A 19360-nucleotide genomic window follows, 5' to 3' on the forward strand; every position below is an offset into this window, starting at 1 on the left:
CTGCCTCACGCGAAACGCACGTACTCGAAATTCACCGACTGGCGGTTAACGCCGATGACCGGCGGTGCGATCCAGTTGGCGAACTTGCCGGGGTCGACGACGCGGCCCATCAGGCCGGCGACGAAGGCGCGGTCACCCGCCGTGGGCAGCCAGTCATCGACACGGGCCTTCCACTCGGCGTCGCTCACCACGTTGCCTTCGGGCGAAACTCTCACGCCCGACAACGCGCCGATGTTGCGGTGGAAGGCCTTGTGCGGCACGGTCAGGCGCGCGGGAATGCCGGCCTTCTCGATGACCTTGTTCCAGCGGCCCACGCCCGACATGCTGTCCTTGATGTAGTCGTCGCGCAGCACTTCGTTCAGTGCGTTGAGCATCGGGACTTCCTTCTCGATCAGCTTGCCTTCGACGACGTTGAGCACCTTGTACGACTGGCCGCGCAGTTGGTGATCGTCGGCGCGCTTGCCTTCCTCGTAGCGGCCTTTCAGGCCCGTGCTATAGAACGTGGCGGCGTTGCTCGACTCGTCCGCGCCGAACAGGTCGATGGTCACGCTGTAGTGGAAGTTCAGGTAGCGCTGCAACGTGGGCAGGTCGATGACGCCGGCCTCGCGCAGCTTCTTCGGGTCGTCGGTCTTCAACTCGTTCATCACCTGGCAGGTGCGCTGGATCACGCGGCTCACGCCCGACTCGCCCACGAACATGTGGTGCGCCTCTTCGGTCAACATGAACTTCGTGGTGCGCGCGAGCGGGTCGAACGCCGACTCGGCCAGCGCCGACAGCTGGAACTTGCCATCGCGGTCGGTGAAGTAGGTGAACATGAAGAACGCCAGCCAGTCGGGCGTCTGCTCGTTGAACGCCTGCAGGATGCGCGGGTTGTCTTCGTTGCCGCTGCGGCGGTCGAGCAGCGCTTCACCTTCTTCGCGGCCGTCCTTGCCGAAGTACTTGTGCAGCAGGTAGACCATGGCCCACAGGTGGCGCCCTTCCTCGACGTTCACCTGGAACAGGTTGCGCAAGTCGTACTGGCTCGGGCAGGTCAGGCCCAGGTGGCGTTGCTGCTCGACTGACGCGGGCTCCGTGTCGCCCTGCGTGACGATGATACGGCGCAGGTTGGCGCGGTATTCGCCGGGCACGTCTTGCCAGGCGCCTTCGCCCGTGTGGTCGCCGAAGTGGATCTTGCGGTCCTTGTCGCCCGGGTTCAGGAAGATGCCCCAGCGGTAATCCGGCATCTTCACGTGGCCGAACTGCGCCCAGCCTTCCGGGTCCACGCTCACGGCGGTGCGCAGGTACACATCGAAGTTCTGCGAGCCGTTGGGGCCCATGTCATCCCACCAGCTCAGGAAGTTCGGCTGCCACTGCTCCAGCGCGCGCTTGAGCGTGCGGTCCTCGTCGAGGTTGACGTTGTTGGGGATCTTCTCGCTGTAGTTGATCGTGCTCATGTCGGTTCCTCGGTCAGACGCGGTTGAAATCGAAAGCGGCGCGGTCGCCCTTGCCGTACACCTTCAGGGCACCCTTTTCTCCCACGGCGTTGGGCCGTTGGAAGATCCAGTTCTGCCAGGCAGTGAGCCGGCCGAAGATGCGGGTGAACATGTTCTCGGGCCCGTTGAAGCGCAGGTTGGCTTCCATGCCGGTGAGGGCGTCGGGGCTCATCGCCACGCGCTCTTCGATGGCCAGGCGAATCTCGTCGGGCCAGTCGATGTCGTCGGGATTGCTCGTCACCAGGCCGAGCGCGAACGCGGCGTTGGCGTCGAGCGGCTGGCCGGCCTTGGCGCGCACCGCTTCCATCGCAGGCACTTCGTCATAGAAGCGGCGGCCGAGGCGGCTCTGGCTAGTCACCATGGGAAACAACCCGAAGTTGGTCTCGCCCACTTCGATGATCGGCGAGGCAGTCGGGTCGGACGGCAGTGCGAGGTGATAGCTGCGGTCGCAGGCCAGAGCGAATTCAAGGTAGCTGCCCACGAAGCACGAACCGGGTTCGATCAGCGCGAACAGGCTGCGGCTCGACACGTCGAAGCGGCTGAACGTGCGGCGCAGGTAGCCGACGGTTTCGCGCACCAGCCAGTGGTTGGGGTTGGCGAGCAGGGCCGCATCCATCGAGCGCACGTTGGCGGCGCTGCCTTCGGTCTTGATCAGCCAGGTGCCGATTTCCAGCTCGTTGGTGCGCATCGAGAGGATCGCGTCTTCCAGCTCGCGAGCCAGTTGCAGCGGGAACCAGTTGACGCCCTGCGCTTCGATCGTCGCGATGTCGGAAGGAACGGTTGCGGAAGGTGCCTTGATGGTGAAGGCCGCGACGCGGCGGTTGCGGTCGATCTCCACCGTCACGAAGTCGTAGCGCAGCGCGTCGGCTTCTTCGTGGCGCGACAGCGGCGTGAGCAGCACGGGCTTTCCATCGGCGGGGCGATCGCTGCCCGCGGCCAACTCCAGCGCTCGCTCCTGTACGCGCGCCGCGAATTCTGCGGTGCGGACCACTTCGTCGACCAGTCGCCACTCCACAGCCTTCTTGCCGCGCACACCTTCAGCGGTCGTGCAGAAAATGTCGGCCAGGTCGTGCCGTACATGCCTTTTGTCGGTCACGCGCGTCAGGCCACCGGTACCAGGCAGCACGCCGAGCAGCGGCACTTCGGGCAGGCTCACCGCGCTGTTGCGGTCGTCCACCAGGATGATCTCGTCGCAGGCCAGTGCCAGCTCGTAGCCGCCGCCCGCGCAGGCGCCGTTCACGGCCGCGAGGAACTTCAAGCCGCTGTTGGCGGAAGAGTCTTCCAGCCCGTTGCGCGTCTCGTTGGTGAATTTGCAGAAGTTCACCTTCCACGCGTGGCTCGAAAGACCCAGCATGAAGATGTTGGCGCCCGAGCAGAACACCTTCTCTTTGGCGCTCGTCAGGATCACCGTGCGCACTTCGGGGTGCTCGAAGCGGATGCGGTTGATCGCGTCGTTCAGCTCGATGTCGACGCCAAGGTCGTAGCTATTGAGCTTGAGCTTGTAGCCGGGGCGCAGGCCGCCGTTCTCGTCGAAGTCGGCCACCAGCCGGGCGATGGGGCCGTCGAACGACAGCTTCCAGTGCCGGTACTGGCTGGGGTGGGTCTGGTAGTTGACGGGGCCGGGTTGAGCAGCCGCCGGCTGCTGGATTTGCTGGGGTTGGTTCACAAGGTCTCTCCGATGAAATGCACTAAATTGCGTTCGCGCAGAAGCGTTAAACGCATCATAGTGCATGTCATCGGCGACATGCAAGCAGTTTTGTGCCTAGGGTTTTCCCTTGGCGTCCAGTTGGAGCGTTTTACGGACCATCGCTCGCAGCGAGAGGAAAGTCTCGTCCAGCGGACGGATGCTGCTGTCGAGATGCAGTTCCGCCTTGGCGTAGAAGGGCGTGCGTTGGGCCAGGATGCCCTTGAGGTCGTCCATCGCTTCGGCGTTGCCCGCCATCGGTCGCATGTCTCCCTGGGCCTGCACGCGCTTCATATGGTCTTCGGGATGAGCCCGGATCCAGACCGTGGTGCATTGGGACAACAGCAGGTTGAAGGTCGATGGCTCGGCGACGATGCCGCCGGGTGTCGCGATCACGGCTTCCGGGTAGATCTGTACCGTTTCCTCCAGCGCGCGCCGCTCGTAGCGCCGGTAGGCGTTCTGGCCGTAGAGCGCCTGGATCTCGCTGATGGTGCAGCCAGCGAACTTTTCAATCTCGCGGCTCAGCTCAACAAAGGGGTAGTCGAGGTCTTCCGCCAGCATGTGACCGAGGGTGGATTTCCCCGCGCCACGCAATCCGATCAGGGCCACGCGCGTCGGGCGCTGCCCAGTCGCGGTGGTCGCGCTGTCGACGATCGGCAGCATCACTTCCCGAGCCCGGCGCAGCGTCGCTTCGTCCTGGTTGGCCAGCAACTCCCGGATCATTTGCCATTCGGGAGAATGCGCGGCCTGGTCGTCGAGCAGGTCAGACGGGCTCGTCTTCAGTGCCTGTGCCACCTGCAAAAGAATCAGGACGGAGGCGTTGCCCACACCCAACTCCAGGTTGCCCAGATGCCGCTCTGAGACCTCGGCGGCGGACGCAAGCTCTTTGCGAGTCATGCCCCGTCCATTGCGAATCTTCCGGATGCGCTCGCCCAGTTGTACGAGAAAAGGATGCTTTTCCGGGTTGGGGGTCTGTTCCTGCAGTTCGGATCTTGGTGGAAACCCTGAAGCATGCAATATCGTGCTTGACATGACGTTGTGTGAAGTTTTAAAGTGCCACTGGCACGATAGTGCATCTGACTCAAGAACGCAAACAGGCGCCCCCATTCGCATTCTCGACCATGACGACCGTCAACCCCGATTCAAAAATTTCGCCCGACCTGTTTCACAACCAACTGGGACGCCTGACAGCCCAGATCGCCAACCGGCCGTTAGACCGCGAGCTGCAGGAATGGCTAAACAACCACCACGGCAGTGAGTCGGAAACCTTCCGAGAACTCAGTGCGAGCTGCCAGGCCGGCCTGGTCGAGGGATGGCTGTGCAACCGCGAGGCAGGCGGCATCCGGTATGGACGGATCTTCAAGCCCGATGCCGCGCTGAATGGCTTCTCCGTCGATGTCGTGGACATGAACGACATCGCAGGTCCGCATCACGTGCACCCCGAGGGCGAGATCGACCTGGTGATGCCGATCGACGGCGAAGCACTGTTCGATGGCCACCCCGCCGGCTGGGTGGTGTATTCGCCTGGCAGCGGACATCGGCCCACCGTCTCCAAGGGCCGTGCGCTGGTGCTCTACCTCTTGCCGCAAGGCGCCATTCGCTTCAACGGTTGAACATCTTCATCGCATGACTGAACTCCTCCTAAATCACCTCGGCGGCCGGGCTCAGGCCGGCAGCGGACAGGGAACCCTCCTTGTCGATCCGGTGCTCGGCACTGAACTCGTCCGCGTCGATTCGACCGGCCTGGACCTCGCCGCTGGCTTCGCATACGCACGCGACAACGCGGGGCCGGCATTGCGCGCAATGACCTACGCACAGCGCGGCGAGATGCTGGCCGCCGCAGGCAAGGTGCTGCAGGCGCGGCGCGATGAGTACTACGCGATCTCTACGGCCAACAGCGGCACGGTGCGCAACGACACGGCAGTCGATGTCGACGGAGCCATTTACACGCTGGGTTCGTACGCGCGCATCGGTGCAACTCTCGGTGCAAGGACGCATCTTGTCGATGGCGACGCCGCGAGCCTGTCGAAGGATGGCGCCTTCCAGTCGCAACACGTGCAGGTGCCTACGCGCGGGGTTGCGCTCTTCATCAACGCGTTCAATTTTCCGGCGTGGGGGCTTTGGGAAAAGGCCGCACCTGCCCTGTTGTCGGGTGTGCCCGTGATCGTGAAGCCCGCTACCGCCACGGCCTGGCTGACCCAGCGCATGGTGCACGACGTGATCGAGGCGGGCGTCTTTCCCCCTGGCGCGCTGTCGGTCGTCTGCGGATCGTCCGCGGGGCTGATGGACCAGCTGAAGCCTTTCGACGTGGTCTCGTTCACAGGGTCCGCCGAGACGGCTGCGGTGATCCGCTCCCACCCCGCGATCACGCGCGGATCGGTGCGTGTGAACATCGAGGCTGACAGCATCAACAGCGCGTTGCTGCTCCCCGGCGAAGCGCCGGACAGCGCCTCGTTCGATCTGTTCGCCAAGGAAGTCGCGCGCGAGATGACGGTCAAGTCGGGGCAGAAATGCACGGCGATACGGCGCGTGTTTGTGCCGGAATCTCTCTTCGACGCCGCTGCCGAATCCATCGCCGCGCGACTGCGCAAGACCACGGTGGGCAATCCGCGCAACGACAGCGTGAGGATGGGGTCGCTCGTGAACCGTGCCCAGTTCGACACGGTGCAAAGCGGTCTTGCCGCGCTGAAGGCGCACGCGAGGACGCTGTACGACGGCGACAGCCACGAGCTGATCGACGCCGACAAGGTCATCGCCTGCTGCATGGGCCCGACCTTGCTCGGCGCGAGTGACCCCGACAACAACGCATCGGTTCACGACACAGAAGTGTTCGGCCCGGTCGCCACCTTGATGCCGTATTGCAACATCAGCCACGCTTTGCAACTGGTACATCGGGGGCAGGGGTCGCTGGTCGTCTCGCTCTTCGGCAGTGACGATGCAGCGCTGGGCGCATCGGCGCTGGAACTCGCCGGCAGCCACGGCCGCGTGCATGTGGTCACGCCAGAGGTCGGTTCAACGCACAGCGGCCACGGCAATGTGATGCCGCAGTCGTTGCATGGAGGCCCAGGTCGCGCAGGCGGTGGCGAGGAACTCGGTGGCGCACGCGCATTGAATTTCTATCACCGCCGCGCGGCCATCCAGGCGGCCGTGCCAGTCATCTCCCGCATCCACTGAAGGAACGCAATGGTCCTCCCTGTCCAGGCGCCCCCTGAGCGCTTCAATTTCGCGCATCACTTGTTGGCGGGGACGTCCGGCTCCGGTAACAAGCCTGCGTTCATCGACGATCAGTCCGTACTCAGCTACGACGACCTCCACGATAAGGTGCGCCGGCTCGCAAGCGGCCTGCGCGAGCTGGAAATCCACCGCGAAGAGCGCGTGCTGCTGCTGATGCAGGACTGCATCGACTGGCCCATCGCCTTCCTGGGCGCGATGTACGCGGGCGTTGTGCCAGTGGCGGTGAACACCTTGCTCACGGCGGACGACTATGCGTACATGCTCGCGAACTCGCGCGCGCAGGCCGTGCTGGTGTCGGGCGCATTGCTGCCTGTCCTCAACGCTGCCTTGCGCCAGGGACCGCACGAAGTGCAGCGTGTCATCGTGTCGCGGCCCGATGCGCCTTTGACGACGGGAGAGATCGATCTCGAGACTTTCATCGCCAGCGTTGCTGCTATGGATGCACCCGCCGATACGAGTGCCGATGACCCCGCGTTCTGGCTCTATTCCTCGGGCTCAACCGGGCGCCCAAAGGGAACAGTGCATTCGCATGCCAATCCCTACTGGACTTGCGAGCTGTACGGCAAGGGCGTCCTCAACCTGCGCAGCGACGACGTATGCTTCTCTGCTGCGAAGTTGTTCTTCGCGTACGGGCTCGGCAATGCGCTGACCTTTCCGCTGTCAGTGGGGGCCACGTCCATCCTGATGGCGGAGCGACCGACGCCCGACGCAACTTTCTGCCGTTTGACCGGTGGTGTGGGGTCGCTCCGACCCACCGTGTTTTTTGGCGCACCGACCGGTTTCGCGGGCATGCTGGCCTCGCCTTTACTGCCTGCACGCTATGCAGTGTCACTTCGCCTCGTATCGTCGGCCGGCGAAGCACTGCCCGCTGACATCGGCGAACGTTTCAAGTCCCACTTCGGCGTGGACATCGTCGACGGCATCGGCTCGACCGAGATGCTGCACATCTACCTGTCGAACCGCCCTGGCGAAGTGCGATATGGCACGACAGGCTGGCCGGTGCCCGGCTACCAGATCGAGTTGCGCAGCGAAGATGGCCAGCCGGTGCCCGATGGCGAGCCCGGCGATCTGTTCATACAAGGCCCCAGCGCCGCGATGATGTACTGGGGTAATCGCCAGAAGACGCGCGAGACCTTCCAGGGCGGCTGGACCAAGAGCGGCGACAAGTACATCCGCAATGCCGACGGCACCTGCACCTACGCGGGGCGCAGCGATGACATGCTGAAAGTCAGCGGCATCTACGTGAGCCCCTTCGAAGTTGAAGCCACGCTCGTGCAGCACCCCGCCGTACTTGAAGCCGCCGTCATCGCTAAGGAAGACGAAGAGGGCCTTACGAAGACCAAAGCCTTCGTCGTGCTCAAGCCCGGCGCGCAGGCCAGCGAGCAGGACCTGAAGACCTTTGTGAAAGCGAAGCTCGCGCCCTACAAGTACCCCCGCTTCATCGAATTCGTGGCGGAGCTGCCCAAGACCGCCACTGGAAAGATTCAGCGCTTTCGCCTGCGCGAGCGCGAGCGCGCCGCTACAACCACCACCGCATAACCCACAGGAGACATCCATGAACTTCACTCGCACCACGCTCGCCTGCGCCCTGGCGCTCGGCACCACGTTCGCCGGCGCGCAGACGACGGCCAAGCTCAAGGTCGGCCTCATGCTGCCCGCCACCGGTACGTTCGCGTCGCTGGGCACCGCGATCGAAAACGGATTTCGCCTGCACATCGCCGAGCAGGGCGGCAAGCTCGCTGGCCGCGAGATCGAGTTTTTCAAGGTCGACGACGAGAGCGATCCGTCGAAGGCCGTGGACAACGCCACCAAGCTCGTGAGCCGCGACAAGGTCGATGTGCTGGTTGGCACCGTGCACAGCGGTGTGGCGATGGCGATGGCCAAGGTCGCGAAGGACACCGGCACGATGCTGATCGTGCCCAACGCCGGCGCGGATGCAGTGACCGGTGCGATGTGCGCGCCGCACATCTTCCGCTCCAGCTTCAGCAACTGGCAACCCGGCTACGCGATGGGCGAGGTGATGGCCAAGCGCGGCCACAAGAACGTGGTCACCATCACCTGGAAGTACGCTGCGGGAGACGAGTCCGTGCGCGGCTTCAGGGAAGCTTTCGAGAAGGGTGGCGGCAAGGTGGTCAAGGAACTTGCGCTGCCATTTCCGAACGTCGAGTTTCAGGCACTGTTGACTGAAATCGCGGCAGCGCGGCCGGATGCGGTCTATACCTTTTTCGCCGGCGGCGGTGCGGTGAAGTTCGTGAAGGACTACGCCGGGGCCGGCCTCAGGGGCAAGATTCCCCTGTATGGCGCAGGATTCCTCACGGATGGAACGCTCGAAGCCCAGGGGGCCGATGCCCAAGGCATGTTCACCACGCTGCACTACGCCGACAGCCTGAACACCGCGCGCGACAACGCATTTCGATTGGCCTATGCCAAGGCCTACAAGCTGCAGCCCGACGTGTACGCGGTGCAAGGCTACGACGCTGCGCAGATGCTCAGTGTCGGCCTGGCGGCAGTGAAGGGCGACATCGGCAAGAAGGCCGAGTTCGCGGCGGCCCTGCGCAAGGCGAAGATCGACAGTCCGCGCGGGCCCTTCACCATCTCGAACAGCCACAACCCGGTGCAGGACATCTATTTGCGCGAAGTGGGCGGTAAGGAGAACAAGTCGATCGGTATCGCGTCGAAGGCGCTGGCCGACCCGGGCCGCGGCTGCCGCATGTAATCCGGAGCGCGCCTTGGACCTTCCCACCTTCCTCATCCAGTGCCTGAACTCCCTGCAGTACGGGCTGTTGCTGTTCCTCGTCGCGAGCGGCCTCACGCTGATTTTCGGGATCATGGGCGTCATCAACCTGGCGCACGGCAGCTTCTACATGGTGGGCGCCTACATGGCTTTCGCGCTGGCGCCGATCGTGGGGTCCACCTTCGGGGGCAGCTTCTTCGCAACGCTGGTGGTGGGCGTGGTGCTCGCCACCTTGCTTGGCTACGTGTTGGAGTGGGCTTTCTACAGCTACCTCTACGAACGCGAGCATCTGCAACAGGTGCTGATGACGTACGGGCTCATCCTGGTGTTTGAAGAACTCCGCAGCATGCTTGTGGGCGATGACGTGCACGGTGTGAGTCCGCCCGCAATGCTCGCAGGCTTGCTGCCGCTGGGCGATGTGATGTCGTACCCGGTGTACCGACTGTTCATCTCGGGTGTTTGTATTGCGCTGGCGCTCGGCATGTACCTCGTGTTCACGCGCACGCGGCTGGGCATGATGATTCGCGCCGGCAGCACCAATCGCGAGATGGTGCAAAGCTTGGGTGTGGACATCCAGTTCCTGTATCGCATCGTCTTCGCCGCAGGCGTTGCCATCGCGGCGCTTGCTGGGATGGTGGCCGCTCCCGTCAGCAGCGTGTACCCGGGCATGGGCGGGCAAGTGCTGATCATCTGCTTCGTGATCGTCGTTATAGGTGGAATCGGCTCTATCCGCGGCGCGCTGTTCGCTGCGCTCCTGATCGGCACGGTCGATACGTTCGGCAAGGTGCTGCTTCCCGCGGCGGCGGGCGTGCTGGTCTACGTGCTGATGGCGTTGATCCTCATCTGGAAGCCCCAGGGGCTCTTCAAAGCCGGCTAGGTTTCACCATGAATTTCCAAATCAACTCACGGCTCGTGTTCGTGCTGGTGGCCTTCGCGGCGCTGGCGGCGTATCCGCTTCTGGCCGGTGCTTTCGGCATGGGCCTGATCACCAAGATCATGACCTACGCGATGTTCGCCTTCAGCCTGGAGCTACTGGTCGGCGGCGTGGGGCTTGTGTGCTTCGGGCATGCCGCGTTCTTCGGCATTGGCGCGTATGCGGCGGTGTTGCTGTCGCCAGCCGATGGGCCGGGCAACATGCTCTGGCTGATGTTCGCTGCCGCCGCTGCCGCCAGCGTTTACGCACTGGTCGTGGGCGCGCTCAGCCTGCGCACGCAGGGCGTGTACTTCATCATGGTCACGCTGGCCTTCGCGCAGATGGCCTATTACGTGGTGCATGACACGCCCCTGGGTGGCGGCACCGACGGTATCTACCTGAACGTGAAGCCGATGTTCGGACCGCTCGATCTCGACAAGCCCATCGTGCTGTACTTCGTCACGCTCGCGGCGCTCATCGTCGTGTTCGCGTTTCTTGCGATGCTGTCGCGCTCACGCTTCGGGCGTGCGCTGGCAGGCATTCGCGTCAACGAACAACGCATGCGGGCGACGGGCTTTTCGACGTATCCGTACAAGCTTGCTGCCTTCACGCTCTCCGGCGCCATCGCGGGTATCGCGGGATCGTTGTTCGCGGTGAAGGATGGACTGGTCAACCCCGAGCTCATGAGCTGGCACATGTCGGGCGCAGTGCTGGTGATGATCATCCTGGGCGGCATTGGCCACCTGCGTGGTGCGCTGCTCGGCGCGTTCGGCTACGCGCTGCTGCAGGAGTTGTTCCGCAGCGAGGCGATCTTCGGCGCCTTCGCCAAGCACTGGTTGCTGGGGCTGGGGGTAGCCATCATCCTGAGCGTGGCTTTGCTGCCGCGCGGGTTGGTGGGCGTGCCTGCGCTCGCACGCTTGCGCCTCTCGAATCGCGCGGAGCGTGTGAATGACAAGGCCGCCGTGGCCAGGGAGGCCAACGCATGAACCCCGACATTCTTCTGCGTGGGCGGGGCATCACCCGCCGCTGGGGCGGATTGGTCGCTGTGAACCAGGTCTCGATCGAACTCGAGCGCGGCAAGGTGCATGCGGTGATCGGCACCAATGGCGCGGGCAAGTCCACGCTGATCAACATCCTGTCGGGAGAGATCCCGCCGTCGGAAGGTGAGGTGGAATTGCTCGGTCAGGACATCTCGCGCTGGACGCAACCGAGGCGTGCGCGCGCGGGGCTTGGACGCAGCTATCAGCGCAACACCATCTACCCAAGCTTCACGGTGATGGAGAACTGCCGGCTCGCGGCGCAGGCGCGCGCGCCGCGTCCGTGGCGATTATGGGAGCCGGCCGTCAAATGCGACGTGAGTGTGCCGGCGGCCCGAGATGCGGCCCTGCGTGCGGGTCTGGAGGACTTGCTGGAGCGACCCGCCGGCCTGCTCAGTCACGGCCAAAAGCGCCAGCTGGAAATCGCGATGTGCCTGGCTACGTCGCCTCAGGTGCTGCTGCTGGATGAACCGCTGGCAGGCATGGGCCCTGAAGAAACCGAGCGCATGCTGAGATTGCTGGCTACGCTCAAGCGTGACCACGCCATCCTGCTTGTCGAACACGACATGGACGCGGTGTTCCGAATCGCCGACACGATCACCGTGATGGTCAACGGATCCGTGATCGCATCTGACACGCCCGATGCGGTGCGTGCCAACGCGCACGTGCAGGCTGCGTACCTGGGAGGTCATTGAGCATGCAGCAAGAGTTCATCCTTGAAGCGCGCGACATCCACGCCTGGTACGGCAGCAGCCATGTGCTGCAAGGCGTGAACCTGCAGATCGCGCGCGGCGGCACCGTGGGCCTGCTGGGTCGCAACGGTATGGGCAAGAGCACGTTGATCCGCACTTTGCTTGGGCATGTGAAGGAGCGCGAGGGTCAGATCCGCCTGGCGGGGCACGATGCCAGCAAGGCGCGGCCGCATGAAGTCGCGCGACTGGGCATTGCCTATGTTCCGGAGGGGCGCGGCGTGTTCCCCAATCTGAGCGTGAAGGAGAACCTCGTCATGGCCGCACGCTCTGGGTCGACCACGGAGCGGACCTGGAGCTTCGGCCGCGTCATGGAGACGTTTCCGCGATTGAGCGAGCGATTGGGCAACCTAGGCAACCAACTCTCCGGCGGTGAACAGCAGATGCTGTCCATCGGCCGCGCGTTGATGACCCAGCCTGATCTCATCATCCTGGACGAAGCGACCGAAGGCCTCGCGCCCTTGATCGTCGCGGAAATCTGGCGGGTGATCGAGGAGATCCGGCGCGACGGCATCGCCACGCTGATCGTCGACCGCGACTACCGCAAAGTTCTCGCCAATTGCGATCGCGCAATCGTCTTGCAAAAGGGGCAGGTTGTGCTCGAAGGCGATGCCGGAACCTTGGCGGCACATCCCGACCTCCCGGGCTTTCTGGGGCTTTGAACGTGTTGCGCGGCGACGAGGGATGGATTGAACATCCGCAAGGAGACCGCACCAGCGGACAGGACTGCACGTGCGTCTGATTTCAAACTCCTTGAGTGAGCCCTTCGCGCAGGACGTTTTGCGCGCTTACGGTGATCTCGTGCAGGCGGTGGGCAACCCACGCATGCACGAGCAACTCGACAAGGTTATTCAGCGAATCGCGCCAATGCGTCGCTGGTATTTTTATCGGCACGAGAGCGGCCATGCCGCCGTCCAGCCAGGGGCGCTGGCCTTTCGGGCCGCGGGAAGGAGGGGTTGACGAGAGTTGCGGAGACAACGCACCCAAGTGCTCCCGGGACTAAAGCGGTAGGGCCTGCTGCCCAAAGCCGCTGTCGGGTTCTTAGTGGGTATGGTTAAGCAGCCGTGAATTGGCGCCCACCACCTTCTCATTTACTAAGAAGTTGCCTTCGCGTGGTCTATCGCTGACCTAAGCCCAGGAGTGTGCAATTGATCTGCGTTGACCGCAGAGGCTTACACCGGCGCCTACATTGGGGGCTGCTTGGTCGCAGCAAATATGAGAAAGGGGACTGTTTTCATTGGTGCGGCTGGCGGGGATCGAACCCACGACCCTTGGCTTCGGAGGCCAATACTCTATCCACTGAGCTACAGCCGCATCAAAAGAGGCGAGTGCGCATTATCCCCGATGACGGGGGCAGGGGTGACGCACCCTGCAAACTAAGGGTTTGACCGGGGCCTCCCGCTATAATTGAAGGTTGATTTTCAAAGCCCTGACACACCCGAGGACGCCATGAGCATGCAAGAAGAAGCCCACACCGGCCCGATCAAGACGCCTAAACAGCTGCTGCTCGCGGTATTTTTCTCGTTTGTCATTCCGGTGTTCGCCATCATTGGGTTGGTCGCCTATGTCGTCGCCGACAACAAGCCCGCCGGTAGCGTGGAGGCTGAAAGCCACGCACTCGGCGGCGTGACCGCGCAGGACCTGGATCGCGGCGTCGCGGGACGTATCCGCAAGGTGGGCGCCGTTGAAATCCGCGATGCCAACCGCCCCCTGAAGAGCGGCGAGGAAGTGTTCAAGGCCCAGTGCACCGCCTGCCACACACCGGGCGCTGCCGGTGCCCCCAAGATCGCTGATGCTGCTGCCTGGGGCGCCCGCATCCGCAGCGGATTCGATGCGCTGGTGCAGTCTGCGTTGAAGGGCAAGGGCGCCATGCCCGCCCAGAGCGGTGGCGATTTCGACGACACCGAGATTGCACGCGCCGTGGCCTATATGGCCAACAGCGCCGGAGCCAAGTTTGCCGAGCCCCAGCGGCCCGCCGCTGCACCCGCAACGGCCACTGCCCCCGCTGCGGCGACGGTCCAGACGGCGGCTACGCCTGCGGCTGCTGCGGCCCCGGCATCGGCGCCGGCCGCGCCCCAGACCGCTGTGGCCGGTGCTGCCGCCTCGGGCGAAGCGCTCTACAAGCAGGCTTGCGTGGTCTGCCACGCCGCCGGCGTAGCCAACGCCCCCAAGCTGGGCGACAAGGCGGCCTGGGCGCCGCGCCTGCAGCAGGGTGTGCCGGCATTGGTGCAAAGCGCTGTCAAGGGCAAGGGCGCGATGCCGCCCAAGGGCGGGTCCACCGCGTCCGAATCCGAGATTCGCGCCGCCGTGGAATACATGGTCAGCACCGTCAAGTAGTGATCGTTTGCCGCCGCGCGGCGGGGCTGCACACGTAGCCGAAGCGCTGCGGCAATTCGCCGGACGCCATCTCTTCGGGCACCCACAGCCCCTGCTCGATGGCGTCGGCGGCCTGCTCCACATCCAGCGTGTGGATCAGCCCGAACCCCAAGTCCGTTTCCAGGTACAGCCGTCCTTGGTCGTCCAGCACGGCGCGTTGGGGCCGGGCTGTCTGCCCCGTGTGCGCCGCCACGCTGTGTCCCGCGCCGATTCGCCAGACCCAGGGTGTGGCTTCCAGTTCCACGTAGACCCGCTGCGGGCCGTTCTGGAAGAACCATTGGCCCTGGTCGTCGCTCTCGTAGTTGCGCTGGATGAAGTCGATGAGCTTGTCGTGCTTGAGCAGCGAACCCTTGCTCTGCGGGAACGGCCCGGCGGCCTGCACCCGGTCGTCGCGCATGTACCAGTTGCCGCGCGCATCCAGTCCCAGCCAGCCAAAGCAATGAGGAACGTTGGGCCATTTCGCGATGGCCTGGCGCACGATGTCGTCCATGATCTTGCGATTATCGGCCGCGGCCCGGCGGACGCAAGTTAGCGCAGGAAAGCGTCGTAGCCGGTCTTGAGGATGAGCGCGAACACGACGACGATGAACGCCCCCCGCACGAAGCCGGCCCCATGCTTGAGCGCGAAGTGGGTTCCCAGCAGGCTGCCCACCACGTTGGCCACGGCCAGGGCCAGCGCGAAATGCCACCATACATGGCCTTTGATAGCGAACAGGATCAGCGCCGCCAGGTTGGTTGCGCTGTTGAGCAGCTTGGCGCAGGCAGAGGCATTCAGGAAGTCATAGCCGAGCAGGCGAACGAACAGGAAGACAAAGAAGCTTCCCGTGCCGGGGCCGAAGAATCCATCGTAGAAGCCCAGCGCCAGCCCGATGGCGGCCGCAGCGACGGTTTCGCTCCGGCCCGACAGTTTCGGCTCGTGATGCCGGCCCATGTCTTTCCGGGTCAGGGTGTAAGCGAGCACCCCGAGCAGGATCAAGGGAAGCAGCTTGCGCAGGAATTCGGGCGAGGCCACGGTCACGGCCCAGGCGCCCGCCAGGGAGCCGGCGAATCCGGCCGCCGCCGCCGGCAACAGGGCCGACCAGCTCAGTTGCACCCGGCGGCTGTACTGCAGCGCCGCCATCGCGGTGCCCCAGATCGACGCACTCTTGTTGACGCCGAACAGCGTCGCGGGATGGGTGCCGGGAAACATGGCGAACAGCGCCGGCACCAGGATCAGGCCGCCCCCGCCCACGATCGCGTCCACGAAACCGGCCAGCAGCGAGGCCATCGATACCAGCAGCAATTCCATGCGGCCGATTGTCCCATTGCCTCATCGGCAAATAAAAAGGCGCCGGGAGTGCCGGCGCCTTGTGAAGGCATCTCGTTGGACGCCTGATAGAAATCTTTTAGTGTTCTGGAATTGTCTCCTCGGTCCCTCGTCGTCGCGAGCCCTTGGGCTCGCTTGCGAGTGGACGCACTGTAACGAGCGCACCGCCTCAGTGCATCAGGACTTTCCCGCCCTGCGGTTGGGCACATCGCGCGCCGGCTCGCAAAGTTGTATGGGCCCAACAAAGGCCGACCGCAATGGTCAGACCTCACAGCGTTTTCTAGTTACAGACTGATATATTCATCCTCGCCGTTCGGCAGCCGTACAAATCAGAGGGGATCAACCATGGGTTTCAGCGTTAGCGTTCGCGCATTTGCACTGGTTTCCAGCCTGCTTTTGGCGGCTTGTGGTGGGGGCGGCGGTGGCGGCAGCTCAGGCACGGGTGGATCGACGACCGCTGCGCCGCAGGCGGTGCTGATTACCGAGACCAATGCCAAGCCGGTGGCGGCGGATGCGCTGGAAGCGGTCCAGGGCGCCTCTGCGATGCAGGGCACGAATCTGCTCACCGGCGTTGAAGTCCAATCGGAAAGCGCCGCACCGGCCGGCATCCGGGCCGTGGCCGGGATCGCGCGCGTAGCTTCGGCATCCCTCGCCGGCCGCACCGCGCTGGCAAGCGGTGTCGCCATCAGCGAAAGCGCGGCCTGCCCGTCCGGCGGGGGCATCAGCATCACCGGCAATGTTTCGGGCGGCGCGAGCCTCGTCCCCGGCGACACCATCACCATTGCCGCGAACAATTGCAAGCTGGCAGTCGATGGCGTCCTGACGACCATGAACGGCAGCCTGTCCATGACCGTTGTCAGTGGCAGCATGCCCGCTTCGGGTCCCTTCCATGTCGTCGTCCAATACGTTCTCGCCGATCTGTCGGTGCAGGCCGCCGGCACGACCGTGGTGGTAGCCGGCACGGCGCAGCTGGACTGGACGTCTTCGTCGATCACCTCGGAAACCATGATTGCCTCGGGCACTTCCATGACCGTGCGCGAAACCACCGGCACGACGACGCACACCAGCGCCATGAAGAACTACAGCCAGAGCGTTGCCGTCAACGGTTCCACGGTCACCAGCAGCTTGTCCGCCACGATTGAAACCAGCAGCACCCGACTTGGTGCCAGCGGTGGCAGCTACACCATCACCACGCCCACGCCCCTGGTGTGGAACTCGAGTACCAATGTGCTGAGCGCCGGTGTGGTCAAGGTGGTGGGTGCCAACAGTTCACAACTGGTGATGACCGTGACCGGCAGCAATGCCGTCACCATCCAGGTCGACGCCAACGGCGACGGTACCTTCGAGAAGACGGTTTTCAGCACCGCCACCGAACTGCGATCCCTCTAAGCGAATGCTTGGCCAGACACCGGCGCGGTTAAGCCCGCGCCCAGCGGTGTTCGCACTCTGCCTGGCCAGCTCGCTGGCGGCAGCGGCCGAGCCAGCTCCCATTGAGTGGGCGGCCAGCGCGGGCGTGCGACACCGCACGCTCAGCGAATGGTCGGACACGGGGACAAGACTCCTGACCGAGAAGGGCTATCTGCCGCATGTGCAACTGAGCGCCCAGCTCACCTCCCCGACCTGGCCCACGCTGGCGTTCGAGGCGGGTATCGCGGGGGCCGACCTGGACTACCGGGGCCAGACCCAATCGGGCGTGCCGTTGACGACGACGTCACGCCACACCGATGTGGACCTCGGCGTGCATTGGCGGCCATTCCCCGCGGCAGCCTGGGGCGAGGCCTGGTTGGGCCTCGGATGGCTGCAGGCGCGCAGGGACATCGCGTCCTCCGCACGGGCGGGCGGCCTCGACGAGACCTCGTCCCTGGTTCTGCCCGGCGTCCGCTGGCGCAGCCCCGCGTTCGCCGTGCCCCACACCGACAACGCCAAGTTCCAGCTCGAGGCGCAGTGGCGCACCAGCGTCCGGCATCGCCTCGAGGTGGACTACCTGGGCGTGTTCGACAACTCGTCGCTGCGCGGCGGGCGTCGCAGCGAAACCGTGCTGGGCCTGAGCGTGAGCAGCTCAGAAACCTGGCGGTGGAGCCTGGAATGGAGCCGCTCGCGCCAGTCGGCCAGCAACCCGGTGCCGCTTTATCGCGCCGGGGCGCTCGTGGGCAGCGTTCGCCAGCCCAGGGTGAAGATCGACGATGTGAGCTTGTCCCTCACACGCCGCTTCTAGCCGCTTTCAAGATCCACTCGGCGGCTTTTTCCGCCATCATCAGCGTCGGCGAGTTGGTGTTGCCGCTGGTGATGATGGGCATGGCGCCGGCATCCACCACCCGCAGCCCTTCGATACCGCGCACCCGCATCTGCGAATCGAGCACGGCCATCGGGTCCTCATCACGGCCCATCTTGGTGGTTCCTACCGGGTGGAAGATGGTGGTGGCAATGTCGCCCGCGAGCCGGGCCAGCTCCTCGTCGCTCTGGTATTGCGGGCCTGGCCGCCACTCGGTGGGCTGGTACTTCGCCAGCGCCGGCTGCGCCGCGATGCGCCGGGTCACCCGCAACGAGTCGGCCGCCACCTTGCGGTCCTCGGTCGTGCTCAGGTAGTTGGGAGCGATCAGCGGCGCATCCTCGAACTTGTTGCTGCAGATGCGCACCGTGCCCCGGCTGGTGGGCTGGAGGTTGCACACGCTGGCCGTGAAGGCATTGAAGTCGTGCAGTGGCTCGCCGAAGGCATCCAGGCTGAGCGGTTGGACGTGGTACTCGATGTTGGGATAGGGCTGGTCGGGTGCGCTGCGGGTGAAGGCACCCAGCTGCGACGGCGCCATGCTCATGGGGCCGCTGCGTTTGAGCGCGTACTCGAGCCCGATCTTGGCCTTGCCCAGCCAGCTGTTCGCCATGGTGTTGAGCGTGGTCACCCCGCTGACCTTGAACACGGCGCGGACCTGCAGATGGTCCTGCAGGTTGGCTCCCACGCCCGGCAGGTCTTGCACCACCGGAATGCCGTTTTTCTGCAGCAGCGGCGCCGGGCCGATGCCGGACAGCTGCAGGACCTGCGGGGAGCCGATGCTGCCCGCGCTCAGAATGACTTCGCGCGCGGCGGTGACCGTGACGAGCTCGTTCTCGGCCCAGACCTGTGCGCCGTTGCAACGCTTGCTGCCATCGGGCAGTTCTTCGACCACGAGCCGCGCCACATGGGCCATGGTCCACATCTCGAAATTGGTGCGGCCGTAACAGATCGGGCGCAGGAAGGCCTTGGCCGTGTTCCAGCGCCAGCCCTTCTTCTGGTTGACCTGGAAGTAGCCCACGCCCTCGTTGTCGCCGCGGTTGAAGTCCTCGCTGTGCGGGATGCCCGCCTCCTGCGCCGCCTGGGCAAAGGCATCGAGGATGTCCCAGCGCACGCGCTGGCGCTCCACCCGCCACTCGCCGCCTTCGCCGTGCATGGCGTCGGCGCCCTTGTAGTAGTCCTCGTGCTTCTTGAAGTACGGCAGGCAGTTGTCCCACGTCCATGAAGCGTCGCCGGTGACCTGCGCCCAGTTGTCGTAGTCGTGCGCCTGGCCGCGCATGTAGATCATGCCGTTGATGCTGGAGGAACCGCCCAGCGCCTTGCCGCGCGGATAGCGCAGGCTGCGCCCGTTCAGTCCGGCATCGGCCTCGGTGCTGTAGAGCCAGTCGGTGCGCGGATTGCCGATGCAATAGAGGTAGCCCACCGGGATGTGGATCCAGTGGTAGTCGTCGCGCCGGCCCGCCTCCAGCAGCAGCACCCGCTTCGTGGGATCGGCGGACAGCCGGTTGGCCAGCAGGCAGCCGGCCGTGCCGGCCCCGATGATGATGTAGTCGAAGTGGGTGTCGCTCATCTGCAGAGCTTACTGCGCCG

18 protein-coding genes and 1 tRNA gene are annotated in these 19360 nt (G+C 64.5%); 11 read left to right on the forward strand and 8 right to left on the reverse strand.

The window, feature by feature from the left end:
• Positions 1-5: 5 nt before the first annotated feature.
• From boxB to HNE04_RS24680, 3 genes are read right to left on the reverse strand one after another with little or no spacing between them, the layout of a single operon-like run.
• Positions 6-1433, reverse strand: coding sequence for a benzoyl-CoA 2,3-epoxidase subunit BoxB (gene boxB / locus HNE04_RS24670; protein WP_172225519.1), 1428 nt, complete (start codon positions 1431-1433; stop codon positions 6-8).
• Between the two features lie 13 nt (positions 1434-1446).
• On the reverse strand, positions 1447-3204 hold the full coding sequence (gene boxC / locus HNE04_RS24675) for a 2,3-epoxybenzoyl-CoA dihydrolase (RefSeq protein ID WP_172225635.1): 1758 nt from the start codon (positions 3202-3204) through the stop codon (positions 1447-1449).
• A gap of 30 nt (positions 3205-3234) precedes the next feature.
• Entirely contained in the window at positions 3235-4188 is a 954-nt protein-coding gene (locus tag HNE04_RS24680; RefSeq protein WP_172225637.1) for a helix-turn-helix transcriptional regulator, read from the reverse strand.
• Positions 4189-4304: 116 nt separating this feature from the next.
• On the opposite strand from HNE04_RS24680, the gene HNE04_RS24685 reads away from it, so the two are divergent.
• The 8 genes from HNE04_RS24685 to HNE04_RS24720 are packed head-to-tail and all read left to right on the forward strand — an operon-like array spanning position 4305 to position 12485.
• Entirely contained in the window at positions 4305-4769 is a 465-nt protein-coding gene (locus tag HNE04_RS24685) for a DUF4863 family protein (RefSeq protein ID WP_328700411.1), read from the forward strand.
• Between the two features lie 13 nt (positions 4770-4782).
• Complete coding sequence (locus tag HNE04_RS24690) at positions 4783-6330, forward strand: 3,4-dehydroadipyl-CoA semialdehyde dehydrogenase (RefSeq protein ID WP_172225525.1); 1548 nt, start codon at positions 4783-4785, stop codon at positions 6328-6330.
• A 9-nt stretch (positions 6331-6339) separates the two neighbouring features.
• Complete coding sequence (locus tag HNE04_RS24695) at positions 6340-7929, forward strand: benzoate-CoA ligase family protein (RefSeq protein ID WP_172225528.1); 1590 nt, start codon at positions 6340-6342, stop codon at positions 7927-7929.
• 16 nt (positions 7930-7945) lie between these two features.
• Positions 7946-9106: an ABC transporter substrate-binding protein gene (locus tag HNE04_RS24700; protein ID WP_172225531.1), complete on the forward strand. Its 1161-nt coding sequence runs from the start codon at positions 7946-7948 to the stop codon at positions 9104-9106.
• 13 nt (positions 9107-9119) lie between these two features.
• Positions 9120-10001: a branched-chain amino acid ABC transporter permease gene (locus HNE04_RS24705; protein WP_172225534.1), complete on the forward strand. Its 882-nt coding sequence runs from the start codon at positions 9120-9122 to the stop codon at positions 9999-10001.
• A gap of 8 nt (positions 10002-10009) precedes the next feature.
• Positions 10010-11023, forward strand: a complete 1014-nt coding sequence (locus HNE04_RS24710) for a branched-chain amino acid ABC transporter permease (protein ID WP_172225537.1) — start codon at positions 10010-10012, stop codon at positions 11021-11023.
• The gene (locus HNE04_RS24715; protein WP_172225540.1) at positions 11020-11769 is read left to right on the forward strand and encodes an ABC transporter ATP-binding protein; all 750 of its coding nucleotides are present in this window, start codon (positions 11020-11022) and stop codon (positions 11767-11769) included. Before HNE04_RS24710 ends, HNE04_RS24715 begins: the two co-directional genes overlap by 4 nt.
• 2 nt (positions 11770-11771) lie before the next feature.
• Positions 11772-12485, forward strand: a complete 714-nt coding sequence (locus tag HNE04_RS24720) for an ABC transporter ATP-binding protein (RefSeq protein ID WP_172225542.1) — start codon at positions 11772-11774, stop codon at positions 12483-12485.
• 82 nt (positions 12486-12567) lie between these two features.
• Here the strand turns inward: HNE04_RS24720 and HNE04_RS24725 are convergent, their stop codons facing one another.
• Together HNE04_RS24725 and HNE04_RS24730 are read right to left on the reverse strand one after the other, a co-directional pair.
• Complete coding sequence (locus HNE04_RS24725; protein WP_172225544.1) at positions 12568-12729, reverse strand: hypothetical protein; 162 nt, start codon at positions 12727-12729, stop codon at positions 12568-12570.
• A 332-nt stretch (positions 12730-13061) separates the two neighbouring features.
• A tRNA-Arg gene (locus tag HNE04_RS24730) sits at positions 13062-13137 on the reverse strand.
• 135 nt (positions 13138-13272) lie between these two features.
• Here HNE04_RS24730 and HNE04_RS24735 point away from each other — a divergent pair.
• Positions 13273-14160 (forward strand): c-type cytochrome, encoded by an 888-nt coding sequence (locus HNE04_RS24735; protein WP_172225546.1) that lies wholly within the window; start codon positions 13273-13275, stop codon positions 14158-14160.
• Here HNE04_RS24735 and HNE04_RS24740 read toward each other — a convergent pair.
• Positions 14153-14689: a DUF2946 family protein gene (locus HNE04_RS24740; RefSeq protein WP_172225548.1), complete on the reverse strand. Its 537-nt coding sequence runs from the start codon at positions 14687-14689 to the stop codon at positions 14153-14155. The genes HNE04_RS24735 and HNE04_RS24740 overlap by 8 nt on opposite strands.
• 38 nt (positions 14690-14727) lie before the next feature.
• Positions 14728-15486 carry a sulfite exporter TauE/SafE family protein gene (locus HNE04_RS24745; RefSeq protein ID WP_172225550.1) on the reverse strand — a complete coding sequence of 253 codons (759 nt, stop codon included), beginning with the start codon at positions 15484-15486 and terminating at the stop codon, positions 14728-14730.
• A 363-nt stretch (positions 15487-15849) separates the two neighbouring features.
• On the opposite strand from HNE04_RS24745, the gene HNE04_RS24750 reads away from it, so the two are divergent.
• Both HNE04_RS24750 and HNE04_RS24755 read left to right on the forward strand, forming a co-directional pair.
• Complete coding sequence (locus tag HNE04_RS24750) at positions 15850-16893, forward strand: hypothetical protein (protein ID WP_172225552.1); 1044 nt, start codon at positions 15850-15852, stop codon at positions 16891-16893.
• Positions 16894-16939: 46 nt separating this feature from the next.
• Entirely contained in the window at positions 16940-17719 is a 780-nt protein-coding gene (locus HNE04_RS24755) for a hypothetical protein (RefSeq protein WP_172225554.1), read from the forward strand.
• Here HNE04_RS24755 and HNE04_RS24760 read toward each other — a convergent pair.
• A complete protein-coding gene (locus HNE04_RS24760) occupies positions 17703-19340 on the reverse strand; it encodes a GMC family oxidoreductase (protein WP_172225556.1) in 1638 nt (545 codons plus the stop codon). The genes HNE04_RS24755 and HNE04_RS24760 overlap by 17 nt on opposite strands.
• Positions 19341-19360 lie beyond the last annotated feature (20 nt).

It is taken from the genome of Caenimonas soli (assembly GCF_013155545.1).
GTDB lineage: Bacteria > Pseudomonadota > Gammaproteobacteria > Burkholderiales > Burkholderiaceae_C > Ramlibacter > Ramlibacter soli.

Excerpts from the sequence above, each read along its gene's own strand:
- HNE04_RS24740 (WP_172225548.1), bottom strand. The coding sequence starts at position 14,689 with ATGGACGACATCGTGCGCCAGGCCATCGCGAAATGGCCCAACGTTCCT.
- HNE04_RS24720 (WP_172225542.1), top strand. The coding sequence starts at position 11,772 with ATGCAGCAAGAGTTCATCCTTGAAGCGCGCGACATCCACGCCTGGTAC.
- HNE04_RS24715 (WP_172225540.1), top strand. The coding sequence starts at position 11,020 with ATGAACCCCGACATTCTTCTGCGTGGGCGGGGCATCACCCGCCGCTGG.
- HNE04_RS24725 (WP_172225544.1), bottom strand. The coding sequence starts at position 12,729 with ATGGCCGCTCTCGTGCCGATAAAAATACCAGCGACGCATTGGCGCGAT.
- HNE04_RS24710 (WP_172225537.1), top strand. The coding sequence starts at position 10,010 with ATGAATTTCCAAATCAACTCACGGCTCGTGTTCGTGCTGGTGGCCTTC.
- HNE04_RS24735 (WP_172225546.1), top strand. The coding sequence starts at position 13,273 with ATGAGCATGCAAGAAGAAGCCCACACCGGCCCGATCAAGACGCCTAAA.
- HNE04_RS24700 (WP_172225531.1), top strand. The coding sequence starts at position 7,946 with ATGAACTTCACTCGCACCACGCTCGCCTGCGCCCTGGCGCTCGGCACC.
- HNE04_RS24680 (WP_172225637.1), bottom strand. The coding sequence starts at position 4,188 with ATGTCAAGCACGATATTGCATGCTTCAGGGTTTCCACCAAGATCCGAA.
- HNE04_RS24690 (WP_172225525.1), top strand. The coding sequence starts at position 4,783 with ATGACTGAACTCCTCCTAAATCACCTCGGCGGCCGGGCTCAGGCCGGC.
- HNE04_RS24750 (WP_172225552.1), top strand. The coding sequence starts at position 15,850 with ATGGGTTTCAGCGTTAGCGTTCGCGCATTTGCACTGGTTTCCAGCCTG.
- HNE04_RS24760 (WP_172225556.1), bottom strand. The coding sequence starts at position 19,340 with ATGAGCGACACCCACTTCGACTACATCATCATCGGGGCCGGCACGGCC.
- boxB (WP_172225519.1), bottom strand. The coding sequence starts at position 1,433 with ATGAGCACGATCAACTACAGCGAGAAGATCCCCAACAACGTCAACCTC.
- HNE04_RS24695 (WP_172225528.1), top strand. The coding sequence starts at position 6,340 with ATGGTCCTCCCTGTCCAGGCGCCCCCTGAGCGCTTCAATTTCGCGCAT.
- boxC (WP_172225635.1), bottom strand. The coding sequence starts at position 3,204 with ATGCACTATGATGCGTTTAACGCTTCTGCGCGAACGCAATTTAGTGCA.
- HNE04_RS24745 (WP_172225550.1), bottom strand. The coding sequence starts at position 15,486 with ATGGAATTGCTGCTGGTATCGATGGCCTCGCTGCTGGCCGGTTTCGTG.